The 12,523-nt window shown below is 62.2% G+C and carries 13 protein-coding genes; 11 read left to right on the top strand and 2 right to left on the bottom strand.

The genetic code is table 11. From position 1 onward, the window contains the following. Positions 1 to 9 precede the first annotated feature (9 nt). The 10 genes from KO538_RS02475 (at position 10) to KO538_RS02430 (ending at position 9,751) form a co-directional block, all read left to right on the top strand. A complete protein-coding gene (locus tag KO538_RS02475; protein ID WP_070302188.1) occupies positions 10 to 1,509 on the top strand; it encodes an NADH-quinone oxidoreductase subunit M in 1,500 nt (499 codons plus the stop codon). A gap of 16 nt (positions 1,510 to 1,525) precedes the next feature. After that, entirely contained in the window at positions 1,526 to 3,028 is a 1,503-nt protein-coding gene (gene nuoN / locus KO538_RS02470; RefSeq protein ID WP_070302186.1) for an NADH-quinone oxidoreductase subunit NuoN, read from the top strand. A gap of 3 nt (positions 3,029 to 3,031) precedes the next feature. After that, positions 3,032 to 3,355 (top strand): DUF2818 family protein, encoded by a 324-nt coding sequence (locus KO538_RS02465; protein WP_034749970.1) that lies wholly within the window; start codon positions 3,032 to 3,034, stop codon positions 3,353 to 3,355. A gap of 57 nt (positions 3,356 to 3,412) precedes the next feature. Beyond that, entirely contained in the window at positions 3,413 to 3,985 is a 573-nt protein-coding gene (locus KO538_RS02460; RefSeq protein WP_034749968.1) for an NUDIX domain-containing protein, read from the top strand. 8 nt (positions 3,986 to 3,993) lie between these two features. Continuing rightward, positions 3,994 to 4,689 (top strand): hypothetical protein, encoded by a 696-nt coding sequence (locus KO538_RS02455; protein ID WP_219327395.1) that lies wholly within the window; start codon positions 3,994 to 3,996, stop codon positions 4,687 to 4,689. A 12-nt stretch (positions 4,690 to 4,701) separates the two neighbouring features. Next, a complete protein-coding gene (ispD, locus tag KO538_RS02450; protein WP_219327394.1) occupies positions 4,702 to 5,403 on the top strand; it encodes a 2-C-methyl-D-erythritol 4-phosphate cytidylyltransferase in 702 nt (233 codons plus the stop codon). Positions 5,404 to 5,420: 17 nt separating this feature from the next. After that, the gene (ispF, locus tag KO538_RS02445) at positions 5,421 to 5,921 is read left to right on the top strand and encodes a 2-C-methyl-D-erythritol 2,4-cyclodiphosphate synthase (RefSeq protein ID WP_034749962.1); all 501 of its coding nucleotides are present in this window, start codon (positions 5,421 to 5,423) and stop codon (positions 5,919 to 5,921) included. Between the two features lie 161 nt (positions 5,922 to 6,082). Next, the gene (locus KO538_RS02440) at positions 6,083 to 8,101 is read left to right on the top strand and encodes a hypothetical protein (RefSeq protein ID WP_219327393.1); all 2,019 of its coding nucleotides are present in this window, start codon (positions 6,083 to 6,085) and stop codon (positions 8,099 to 8,101) included. A gap of 114 nt (positions 8,102 to 8,215) precedes the next feature. After that, a complete protein-coding gene (locus tag KO538_RS02435) occupies positions 8,216 to 9,391 on the top strand; it encodes a PQQ-dependent sugar dehydrogenase (RefSeq protein WP_219327392.1) in 1,176 nt (391 codons plus the stop codon). Positions 9,392 to 9,448: 57 nt separating this feature from the next. Further along, complete coding sequence (locus tag KO538_RS02430; protein ID WP_219327391.1) at positions 9,449 to 9,751, top strand: hypothetical protein; 303 nt, start codon at positions 9,449 to 9,451, stop codon at positions 9,749 to 9,751. A gap of 4 nt (positions 9,752 to 9,755) precedes the next feature. Here KO538_RS02430 and KO538_RS02425 read toward each other — a convergent pair whose 3' ends face one another. Further along, entirely contained in the window at positions 9,756 to 10,970 is a 1,215-nt protein-coding gene (locus KO538_RS02425) for an MFS transporter (protein WP_219327390.1), read from the bottom strand. Positions 10,971 to 11,060: 90 nt separating this feature from the next. Between KO538_RS02425 and KO538_RS02420 the strand changes: the two genes are divergently transcribed. Beyond that, the gene (locus tag KO538_RS02420) at positions 11,061 to 11,681 is read left to right on the top strand and encodes a TetR/AcrR family transcriptional regulator (RefSeq protein ID WP_072452749.1); all 621 of its coding nucleotides are present in this window, start codon (positions 11,061 to 11,063) and stop codon (positions 11,679 to 11,681) included. Here the strand turns inward: KO538_RS02420 and KO538_RS02415 are convergent, their stop codons facing one another. After that, the gene (locus tag KO538_RS02415; RefSeq protein ID WP_070302171.1) at positions 11,682 to 12,020 is read right to left on the bottom strand and encodes an MmcQ/YjbR family DNA-binding protein; all 339 of its coding nucleotides are present in this window, start codon (positions 12,018 to 12,020) and stop codon (positions 11,682 to 11,684) included. Positions 12,021 to 12,523: the final 503 nt, after the last annotated feature.

The raw sequence follows: 12,523 nt of genomic DNA, 5'->3' as shown, positions 1-12,523 counted from the left end.
CTGAGAACCATGATGCAGTCTACGATTTCTACATTACCTCCTTACCTGAGTCTGTCGATCTGGGTGCCGATCATTTGCGGCGTCCTGATCCTGGCTCTCGGCCGTGACAGCAAAGCGGGCTTTACCCGCTGGCTGTCGCTGGCTGGCGCCGTGCTCAGCATGCTGTGCACCTTGCCGCTGATCCAGCATTTCGACAACGCCGCACACGGCATGCAATTCGTCGAAAAAGCACCGTGGATAGCAACCTTCAATATCTGGTACTCGCTGGGTATCGACGGCCTGTCCCTGTGGTTCGTGCCATTGACGGCCTTCATCACGGTCATCGTCGTCATTTCTGCTTGGCAAGTGATCGAGAAGCGCATCGCCCAGTACATGGGCTCCTTCCTGATCCTGTCGGGCCTGATGATCGGCGTGTTCTGCGCGCTGGACGGCTTGCTGTTCTACTTCTTCTTTGAAGCAACCCTGATCCCGATGTTCATCATCATCGGTATCTGGGGCGGTTCGAACCGCGTGTACGCGTCGTTCAAGTTCTTCCTGTACACCTTCTTCGGTTCGCTGCTGACCCTGGTTGCCATCATCTACCTGCGCAATGTGTCGGGCACCTTCGACATCCTGGCCTGGCACGCGTTCAAGCTGACGATGAACGAACAGATCTTCATCTTCCTGGCTTTCCTGATGGCGTTTGCCGTCAAGGTGCCGATGTTCCCCGTCCATACGTGGTTGCCGGATGTCCACGTGGAAGCGCCTACGGGCGGTTCCGCCGTGCTGGCCGCCATCATGCTGAAACTGGGCGCCTACGGCTTCCTGCGTTTTTCGCTGCCGATCACGCCGGACGCCAGCCACTACCTGTCGGGCTTCATGATCGCCTTGTCGCTGATCGCCGTCATCTACATCGGTCTGGTTGCCCTGGTGCAAACCGACATGAAAAAACTGGTCGCCTATTCGTCGATCGCGCACATGGGTTTCGTGACCCTGGGCTTCTTCATGTTCAACGACATCTCGGTGCAGGGCGGTATCGTGCAGATGGTCTCGCACGGCTTCATCTCCGGCGCGATGTTCCTGTGCATCGGCGTGCTGTATGACCGCATGCATACCCGCAACATCGCCGACTACGGCGGCGTCGTGAACCGCATGCCGAAATTTGCCGCCTTCTTCGTGCTGTTCTCGATGGCCAACTGCGGTCTGCCAGCGACGTCCGGCTTCGTCGGCGAGTTCATGGTGATCCTGGGCGCGGTGAAATACAACTTCTGGATCGGCCTGCTGGCTGCAACGGCACTGATCTGGGGCGCGGCGTACTCGCTGTGGATGGCCAAGCGCGTAGTGTTCGGCAAGATCAAGAACAAGCATGTGGCCGAACTGACCGACATCAACAAACGTGAATTCTTCATGCTTGCTGTACTGGCCATCGCCGTGCTCGTGATGGGTCTGTACCCAGCCCCGTTCACCGACACGATGCAAACTTCGGTTGCTGACCTGCTGCAGCATGTCGCCACCAGCAAGTTGCCTTAAATAGAAGACCGATAACATGACTAATGCACCTAATCTGGTACCGCTGTACGCGGAAATCTTTCTGCTGATCGCCACGTCGGCGCTCTTGCTGATCGATATGTTCTTGCCTGCGGCGAAGCGTTCGATCACCTATGCGCTGTCCCTGCTGACCTTGGCAGGCTGCGCCTTGCTGACCGTGGGCGACTTCAACGCGGGCACCACCGTCTACACGTTCCACAACATGTTCGTGTCGGACCCGATGTCGCAGCTGCTGAAACTGTTCTCGTACGGCGCCGTGGCGCTGACCCTGATCTACTCGCGTGCCTATGCCACCGACCGCAACATGCTGTCGGGCAACCTGGGCGGCGAGTTCTACGTGCTGGCCCTGTTTGCACTGCTGGGCCAGATGATCATGATCTCGGCCAACAACTTCCTGATCATCTACCTGGGTCTGGAACTGATGTCGCTGTCGCTGTACGCGCTGATCGCTCTGCGCCGTGACAATGCCAAGGCCACGGAAGCGGCCATGAAATACTTCATCCTGGGCGCACTGGCTTCCGGTTTCATGTTGTACGGTATCTCGATGCTGTACGGCGCCTCCGGCACGCTGGATCTGGGCGAACTGCGCGTGGCGCTGGAAAACGGCAAGACCAACGGCACCATCATGGTCTTCGGCCTGGTGTTCCTCGTAGCCGGCCTGGCCTTCAAACTGGGCGTCGTGCCATTCCACATGTGGGTGCCTGACGTGTATCAAGGTTCGCCGACGGCCGTGACCCTGCTGCTGGGCGGCGCGCCGAAACTGGCCGCGTTTGCCATTACCCTGCGTTTGCTGGGCGAGGGCTTGCTGCCGATGGCGCATGACTGGCAGCAAATGCTGCTGGTGCTGGCCGTGATGTCGCTGGCCATCGGTAACTTCACCGCCATTGCGCAAACGAATTTGAAGCGCATGTTGGCGTACTCGACCATCGCGCAAATGGGCTTCGTCCTGCTGGGCCTGCTGTCCGGTACCGTTGACGCACCGAACAACACCCTGAACGCGGCTGGCGCAGCCACCGCCTACGGCGCTTCGATGTACTACGTCATCACCTACGTGTTCACCACCCTGGGTACCTTTGGCGTGATCATGTTGTTGGCACGCAGTGGTTTCGAAGCGGAAGAACTGGCCGACTTCAAGGGCCTGGGCAAACGCAGCCCGATCTTCGCGCTGGTGATGACCCTGTTCATGTTCTCGCTGGCTGGCGTGCCGCCGCTGATGGGCTTCATGGCCAAGTACTCGGTGCTGGCCTCCGTGCTGGCCACGGGCCAGCTATGGCTGACCATCGCCGCCGTGCTGTTCTCGCTGATCGGCGCCTTCTACTACCTGCGCGTCGTGAAAATGATGTGGTTCGACGAGCCGACCGATACCAACGCGCTGGTCGTGCATGGCGACATGCGCGTCGTGCTGGCACTGAACGGCGTGTTCGTCCTGGCGCTGGGCGTGATGCCTAACAGCATCCTGGCGGCCTGCGCTTCGGCCATCACCAAGACCCTGGCGTCCTGACCGATGGATGTCACCGTCTCGAGCTGGCTGGTGATCGCCTTGGGTATCCTGGGCGCCAACCTGCCTTTCCTGAACGAGAAACTGTTTGCCGCCGTGCCCCTGAAAAAGGCGGCGCAGGCGGAGCAGGGCTGGCGCAAGCCGCTGGCGCTGCGACTGCTGGAGATGGTGATTCTGTACTTCATCGTCGGCGCCGTGGCCTTCGCGCTCGAAGCGCGCATCGGCAACGGTTTCCCGCAGACGTGGGAGTTCTATGCCATCACCGGATGTCTGTTTCTGGTGCTGGCTTTCCCGGGCTTTGTCGGGCGTTACCTGCGCAAACGCCGTTAGCAACAACGACCGAAAGCGGCGCCTCTGGCGCCGTTTTTTATTGAATAAAGGAATTCCATGGATACCCAAGCCACTGATACGCAATTGATTGAAACCAAGGTCGATGGCGAGCTCGTCTACCAAGGCGGCTTCCTGCGCGTGCAGCGCGACCGTGTTGCGCTGCCGGACGGCAAGATCACGGCGCGCGAATTCGTCCTGCATCCGGGCGCCGTCGTCATCCTGCCGCTGCTCGACGATGGCACGGTGCTGATGGAACGCCAGTACCGCTATCCGCTGGACCGGGTCTTTATTGAATTCCCCGCCGGCAAGATCGACGCGGGAGAATCGCACCTGGCGTGCGCCCAGCGCGAGTTGCTGGAAGAGACGGGCTACACGGCCAGCGACTGGCAATTCGTCTCCACCATCCACAACGCCATCGCGTATTCCGATGAACACCTGGAATTGTTCCTGGCGCGCGGCCTGGTGGCCGGCGAACGCCAGCTCGACGAGGGCGAATTCCTCGAGACATTTACGGCCACGGTGCCGCAGCTGCTCGACTGGGTCAAGGATGGCACGATCACGGACGTGAAAACCGTCATCGGTATCTTCTGGCTCGACAAGATCACCAGCGGCGTGTGGCAGCCGGCCTGATACAGCGCATGCGCACGGCAATCTTCCTGCTGCTGGCGGCCGCCAGCCTGGACACGCTGGCGGCCGCGCGCACGCCGTTCCAGGTGCGCTGCGAAGACACGATCAGCAAGACGGTGTCCGTGCTGACGGCGCAGCAGAATGGCTATTCCATCGACACGCATCTGCCGTACAAGGCCCTGACGGTGATGAAGGGCATGGCGCGCGCCAACACCTGGGTACTGGGCTTGACGAAGACGGATTCGCGCGTGGCCATCGCCCTGGCCGGCCCCATGCTGCAAGACCCGGCCAGTGGCTATGAATGCGTGGCGCCGCAGATTACCGTGAGCCTCACGTATGCGCCCGTGGTGATCTATATCGGCCGCGAGTTTGCCCCCGGCACTTGCGCGTATGATGAGATACTCGCGCACGAGCTGCGGCACATGAAGACCTATATGGAACACTTGCCGCGCGTGGAAAAGACCGTGCGTGCGGCGCTGGCCAAACGCTTCGAGGCGCGGCCCCTGTATGCGCCCAGCGGCACGGCCAAGGCGGCGCTGGCGCGCGAGATCGACACGGGCTGGTTGCCGTACATCAAGGCCGAAATGCGCAAGGTGGAAACCTTGCAGGCGGCCATCGATTCTCCACAAGAATATGCGCGCCTGGGCAAGGCGTGCAAGGGCGAAATCCAGAACATCCTGGCGGGCAAGGCAGCGCCCGCCAACTAGACAAGGAATGGCATGACAGCAGCACCGAATACCGTCCGCTACTTTGCGCTGATCCCCGCCGCCGGCGTGGGCGCGCGCATGGAAGCGGGCAGTCCCAAGCAGTATTTACCCATCGCCGGCAAACCCATGCTGCGCCATGCGCTCGACGCCTTTCTCGCCAGCCCATTGATCGCGCATACCTATGTCGTCGTCAGCGCCGACGATGGCGTGATCGACACGGTCGTGCCCGAGCAGGGCGTGACTGTGCTGCGCTGCGGCGGCGCCACGCGCATGGAAAGCATCCTCAATGGCTTGCGCGCCTTGCACGGCAGCATCGCTGCCCACGACCAGGTGCTGGTGCACGACGCGGCCCGTCCCGGCCTGACGCCGGCGCTGATCGAAAAGCTCATCACCGAAGTCGGTGGGCATGCGGCCGGGGGCTTGCTGGCCTTGCCCGTGGTCGACACCGTCAAGCGGGCGGGGCAGGGCGGCTTGTCCGCGCAGACGGTGCCGCGCGACGGCCTGTGGCTGGCGCAGACGCCGCAAATGTTCAGCTATGCCTTGCTGCACAAGGCATTATCCGAAGCGCCCGATCCGCAAGCGATCACGGACGACGCCAGCGCCGTCGAAGCGCTGGGCCTGGCGCCCAGGCTCGTCGAAGGCCACCCGCGCAACCTGAAGGTGACCTTGCCGCGCGACATACACACGGCCGAGCTGTATTTGGCCCATCCTTGAATTCCTGAGAGACACGCATGAACCCAACGACTCCCAACCTCCCATTTCGCATCGGCCAGGGCTATGACTGCCACGCGCTGGTGGAAAACCGCGACCTGATCATCGGCGGCGTGAAGATTCCCCATCACCTGGGCTTGCTCGGCCATTCCGACGCGGACGTGCTGCTGCACGCGATCACGGACGCCATCTTCGGCGCGGCCGCCCTGGGCGACATCGGCCGCCACTTCCCCGACACGGACGCGCAATTCAAGGGCGCCGATTCGCGCACCCTGCTGCGCGAAGCCGTGCGCCGCGTGCAAGCCACCGGCTATGTGATCGGCAACATCGACGCCACCATCATCGCCCAACGTCCGAAAATGGCGCCGCACATCGCCGCCATGTGCGCCAACGTGGCAGAAGACCTGGGCGTGAGTGTGGGGCAGGTCAACATCAAGGCCAAGACGAATGAAAAACTCGGCTACCTGGGCCGTGAAGAGGGCATCGCGGCCGAAGCCGTGGCCTTGCTGCTGCGCGCCTGAGCGTACCCGGCAGCGCTGTTTTAATGATTCCTGAAAATTAATATTTCTAAAGTGAAATTTGGTGAAAATTTAACGTTATTGTCATGATAATATTTGTCCGCTTTTTGGACGCGACAAGACGTCACCTTATAACCACGGGAATATTGAGAGAACGGAATCATATGCGCAGTCGTATGCAAGGGCCAGTCGTGCGCTGGTTGGGCGTTGGGATGCTGGCCATGGCCATGCTGGCCGGGTGTGGCGGTGGTGGCGGTGGCGGCGACAGTGCGCCGCCGCCCGTGGCTGCCGTGCCGCAGCCTGCCATTCTGTTTGCCGGCGCCGTGTCGGCGGCTGCCGAAGGCGCTGACGCCATCGGCAGCATGGGCGGGCAGATTGAACTTGATGCGGGTGGCAGCAAGGACGTTGATGGCGGTGCACTGAGTTTTGCATGGAGCAACGTGGGCAAGCCGGCCGGCAGCAACTTGAACATGGGCGCTGTCGCGACCCCCAAACTGAACTTCCAGCCCGATGCCCTGGGTACGTATGTATTCAAGCTGCGCGTGACGAATAGCAAGGGCGGCTTTGCCGAAAAGACCGCTACGGTGCTGGTGAATAACCGGGTGCCGAATGCGGTGGTGGTGGTCAATGCGACGTTCACGGCATTACCGCTCGTCAAGGATGTCGTGAGTGTATCGGCAGGCTCCGGCATCGTGCTCGATGCCACGGGCAGCACCGATGCCGACGGCGACAAGGTGACCACGACGTGGGAGCTGATCCATAAGCCGGCCGGCAGCAGTTCCACACTGTTTGTCGCCGGTCAGACCGCGCGTTTCGCTCCAGACGTAGTGGGCCTGTATAAGGTGCGCGCCCGCGGCGCGGACGGCAAGGGCGCGTATGCCGAGACGGTGTACCAGTTCGACGCCAACAACAGCATGCCGATGGGTGTGATCCAGGGTACGGTGGCGGTGGTCAGCCGCAACAACCAGACCGTCCCCATCGGCCAGCCGCTGGTGACCAGCGGCATCCTCAGCTATGACGAAGGTGGCGCGCAATTGACGTATGCCTGGGCAGTCGACAGCCGGCCAGCCGGTTCTGTTGCCGCGCTGGCCGCAGCAGCGAACGCAATACCATCGTTTACGCCGGACGTGGCCGGCGCCTATGTGCTGTCCTTGACGGTCAACAATGGCCGGCAAACGGCGGTAGCGTACCTGAAGTTCAATGCCGTCATCGCATCCTACAGTGTCGTGGCCTTGCCTTTCACGCCGCAGGAAATACTTTACAGCAAGGGACTCGATCGCCTGATCGTGATCAGCACCGATCCAGACGCCGTGAAAATTACCAATCCGGTTGATGGCGTCACTACCAGCATCAGTCTGCCAACCTCGGTCAAGTCGTTTAATTTGAGTCCGGACGGCAAGCTGGCGGCGGTATTGCATGAAGGCGTGGTCAGCCTGGTTGATCTGGCGGCAGGGAAACTGTTGCGTTCCACAGGTACCGATGGCGCGCAGACGGAGGTATTCACGACCAATGATGGCGTCGTTTTCCTGATGGGCCAATCTGTCGGCGCATCGTCGCGAGCGGCCATTACTGTGCTTAACGGGCGTACCGGCCAGGTCCTGCCTGGACTTGAGTACTCCAGCGGTTTCTATGGCACGCTGCGTGGCGTTTTTGCGGCATCCAAAAACAAGGTATTTGTCGCGCAGGGATATTCATACGGTATCTCGAATTTCTCCATAGACCCGCAAAGCAACGCCATTCTGACCAGTGCCAATTCCTATGTCGACTACCCGGCGGTGGCTCCTTTCTTCTTGTCGCCCAAGGAAGATCTGCTGTTTACGGCCGCCGGCACGTACTTCAGTACCGATACGCTGAAATATGTCGGCCGCTTTATCCTCAGTTCGCCTGGCAACACTGTGCTGTCGATGAGTCACTCGTCCGTGAAGGCGGAAGCACTGCTCATGGAAACATCGTACAGCTATATTTATCCCGCTGGCGATGTAACCTACCAAGCCAGCTACAAGCGTTTCAGTGGCGAGCTGCTGTTCCCTGATGGAAGTGTCACCTTGCCCGTCATCGGCGGCGAACAAAGTTACGGCATCGGCATCTTCCATACGGCCGCTGGCGACCCCGTGGCGCTGGTGCAGACGGGCGGCGCGCAGAAGAGCACGCCGCGCGCGAAGTACTATCTGATCTATCGTTGATAGTCGCTGCCAGGCGGCGCGCCCGTCTGGCAATTTGTGCTATTTTTAAAGGCGGCGCGATGGCAAAGACCATCCCGGCCGCCTTTTTTCATTGACGACACAGGAGAATTTCCGATGCCAACCATCAAGCGCACACGCCTTGCCACCGCACTGCTGCTGGGAGCTTTCGCCGCTTGCGCCATGCCCGCCCACGCCGAACTGCAAGCCACGGGCGAGCCGCCCGCCGCCAGACAAGGCTGGAAGGCCGAGACCGTCGCGCAGGGCGTGCGCCAGCCGTGGGGTATTGCCTGGCTGGGCGAGGGACGCGCGCTCGTCACGAGCAAGCAGGGGACCTTGCATCTGCTTAACGGCAAAAAGTTCGAGGACGTTGCGCTCGAAGGCATGCCCAAGGTGTTTACGGGCGGACAGGGCGGCCTGCTCGATATCGTCGTTCATCCGCAGGATGCGGGCAAGGCTGCGCCACGGGTCTACATGACGGTGTCGACAGGCAACAACGACGCCAACCGCACGACCCTCGTGCGCGGCGTGTTCGACGGCAAGAAGGTGACGGGCATCCAGACCCTGTTCAAGGTGGCCACCGACAAGAGCGGCGGACAGCATTTCGGTTCGCGCCTGCTGTGGCTGCCGGACGGCAGCTTGCTGATGAGCGTGGCCGATGGCGGCAATCCGCCGCTGCGCATCGGTGACCGGCTGGCGCGCGAGCAGGCGCAAAACCTGGCCACGCACCAGGGCTCCATCCTGCGCCTGACGGACGAGGGAAAACCGGCGCCCGGCAATCCGCTGGCGGCCAAGGGCGCCTTGCCGGAAATCTGGTCGTATGGCCACCGCAACGTGCAGGGCCTGGCGCTCGATCCTGTTTCCGGACGCGTGTGGGCCACGGAACACGGGCCGTATGGCGGCGATGAACTGAACCTGGTGACGGCGGGCGGCAATTACGGCTGGCCATTGCAAAGCTATGGCGCCGACTACAAGACGCGTGAACCGGTCGGCAAGCACGAAGTGCCGGGCATGCTCAATCCGAGCGTGGCCTGGGTGCCGTCGCCGGCGCCGTCGGGACTGGCCGTCTACACGGGCGACAAGATCGCCGCCTGGCGCGGCAGCATCTTCAGCGGCGGCCTGGCGGCCAAGGATATCCGCCGCATCGCCGTCGATGCCAGCGGCAAGGTGACGGGGCAGGACCGTCTGGACATCGGCGCGCGCGTGCGCGACGTGCGCCAGGGGCCGGACGGCTACCTGTATGCGCTGACCGATGAAGACAACGGCCGCTTGCTGCGCATCGTGCCGCAGTAACACGCCAGGCGCCCACTTCGCTTAAGATGGCGCCTTTACTTCATTCAAGGTGGCGGCATGGCCCGTGATACTTATGCATACCGGCACGTTGCCGTCGAATCGCGCGCCATCAATGGCCACGTGGAAATCCGTCCCGTGCCTGGCCAGGCTTTCTCACCCGAGCTGGCCGTGCAGTGCTCGCGCCGCCTGGCCGACCTGCAGCGCTACCCGCTGGGCAGCCGCTTTTTACTGTTTGCCAAGCTGACGGACCGCCTGGGCGGCACGCCTTTCCTGTATGCGTATCACGGCGACGCGGACGTCGTGATGACGCCGGCCGAAGTGACGAAATTCCTCGGCGAATTTCGTCGCGGCCGCATCTGATTTTTTACGAGGCGACGCAGGCCGCGCCCGCCTTGGCGCTGGCTTGCGGCTTGCCGAAGATCGCGATTGTCAAGGCGCAGCCGAGGGCGAACAGACCGCCGACCACCATCGCGCTCGATACGCCTAGCCGGTCGACGGCCATGCCTCCCAGCAACGCTCCCGACGCCAGCGATACTTGCACGATGGCGACAAACAGCGCGCTGCTGCCTTCCATCAAGTGTGGCGCCGCCTTGAACATCCAGGTCTGCACGGCGATCGGCATGGCGCCGAAACCGAAGCCCCACACGGCCACGAGCAGCATGGCGGTGAGTGCATGGCTGCCGAACGCGGCCAGGGCCAGGGTGGACAAGCCCAGCACGGCGCCCGTCACCATCAGCGCGGCCCGTTCGTAGCGGCCGGCGGCCCAGCCGCCCACGAGGTTGCCGATGAAACCGGAAGCGCCGTACACGAGCAGCATGGCGCTGACGGTGCCGGCCGCCAGGTGCGACACTTGCGTGAGGAAGGGCGCGATATACGTGTAGGCGGCGAACTGGCCCGTGAAGATCAGGGCCGTGGCGATCAGACCCAGTCTGGCTTTGCGGATGCCGAAAATCATCGGCAACTGGCGCAAGCGGATGGCCTGTGTCGGCGGCAGCCTGGGCAGCAGCAATAGCTGGCCGATGAAGACCAGCACGGCAATGGCGCTGGCCGCGCCGAAAGCGACCCTCCATCCCACCAGTTCGCCTACCAGCGCGCCGGCCGGCACGCCCGCCACCGTGCCCAGCGAGACGCCGGCGAAGATGATGGACATGGCGCGCGACGCATGCTGCGGCGACACGAGGCGCGGGCCGATGGCGCTGCCGATGGCCCAGAAGCCGCCCACGCCCACACCCAGCATGGCGCGGCCCAGCAGTATCCAGCCATATGACGGCGCCAGCGCCACCAGCAGGTTCGAGGCGATCAGCAGGGCGGTGAGGGCCAGCAGCACGATGCGGCGGTCCAGGCGGCCCGAGCCGACGGTGACGAAGATGGCGGCAAACGCGGCAACGATGCCGGGCGTGGTGATCATCAGTCCCGCCTGGCCCTTGCTGATGGCCAGTTCGGCGGCCATGGCCGGCAGCAGGCCGACGGGCAGGAATTCGGAGGTGACGAGGGCGAAAGCGCCGATGCCGACCGACAGGACGGCCAGCCACGGCGCCACGGTGGTATCGTCGCCAGTAGTGTTGGAGGGTGTGTGCATAGGGGTTCCTGAAAAGCCCGGAGGTTTTTAACCGGTCGGTATATAATATCTGGAAACGAACATTGTCGTCATAATTTTTTACCGATCGGTATGAAACAAGAAAAAACAGCTGAGACAGCCAAGGCAAAAACGGGCCGCCCACGCACGTTTGACGCGGACGAGGCGCTCGATTGCGCCATGAAAGTGTTCTGGGAAAAGGGCTATGAAGGCAGTTCCCTGCCGGAATTGACGAAGGCCATGGGCATGAACCGGCCCAGCCTGTATGCCGTCTTCGGCAACAAGGAGCAGCTGTTCCACAAGGCGCTCGAGCGCTACAGCGATACGCGCATGCGGTTTTTCGATGCGGCGCTGGAACAGCCGACGGCGCGCCAGGTGGTGGAAGCGTTGCTGACGCAGTATGTCGACGCGCAAACCATGCCGGACGGTCCGCACGGCTGCATGGGCGTCAATGCGGCACTGGCCTGCAGCGACGATGCCCTGCCGATCCGCGATGAATTGTTCGCGCGCCGGCTGCGCGGTGAAATCAAGCTGCGCGACCGCTTGCGGCGCGCCAAGGAAGAGGGGGATTTGCCGCCCGATTCCTGCCCGGAGCAGCAGGCGCGCTTTGTCGTGACCCTGTCGCAGGGCATGGCCATCCAGGCGGCGGCCGGCGTCTCGCGCGAGCAATTGCAGCAGATGGTGGGCTTGCTGCTGCGTAATTGGCCGATGTAACTATCCTGTCGGGGCGATGGTCTTGGCCAGGTCGCTGGGCGCCTTGCGCCGCCAGGCGGCCGTCAGGGCGGCGGCCAGCATGTCGAGCTCGGCGTCCGCCAGGCGCACCGTGATGCCGGCCAGGCGTTCGCCCCACCAGAGTTTCTCGCAGCCTGCTGGCGTGATGACGGTGGCGATATGCGCCGCTTCCGCATCGAGCAGCACATTGATGTGCTCGTCGTCGGGCAGGGTGGCGAAGATCTTCCCGCCCACGCGGAACGATGGACGGTCGTGGTGTTCTTCCTCGGTGGTGTCGGGAAACGACAGTGCCAGATAGCGTAGTTCTTCCAGGTCGACCATTCCTCTTTCCCCCTCATCGGACAGATAGCAGCGTGACTACATTTTGCCATGCTGTTTCGCCCCGTGGTGCAGCGGCATGCGAAAAGAAATGCGCAAGATGCGACAATGACGGACTGGTCTGTGGTGCCGCCGCGACACGCCGCGCACTGCGCATGGTCGTTGCGACAGAGTGGAAGACGGCGCTTTCTGCCGCTGGACAGACGCTTGCCAGAAAAATATCTTTCATGGCTAAAAGAAAAATACTTTTCTTCCTGGAAATTTAAGCTAGAATAGCTCCAACGTCTTACCTGACCCGTCAATTGTCTGGCCTTGTCCCGGGAACCCGAACCCTTTCCAGGACGCTTGCAGTGCCGCCATGGCACGCCGCAAGTCCGCGCTGTTTTGTGGAAGCCACGTCCCCGACCGCTCATTCACGCAATCCCTAGCGCTACGCCGACACGCCTCAATGCAGCGTGTATTCAGCTCCAGCGCCCCTTGCTGCGCCCACTGAATACTTACTTACT

It is taken from the genome of Janthinobacterium sp. NKUCC08_JDC (assembly GCF_019345575.1).
Lineage (GTDB): Bacteria > Pseudomonadota > Gammaproteobacteria > Burkholderiales > Burkholderiaceae_D > Janthinobacterium > Janthinobacterium aestuarii.
The sequence above is the reverse complement of the archived record's forward strand: the minus strand, read 5'-3'. Positions and strand labels throughout refer to the sequence as shown.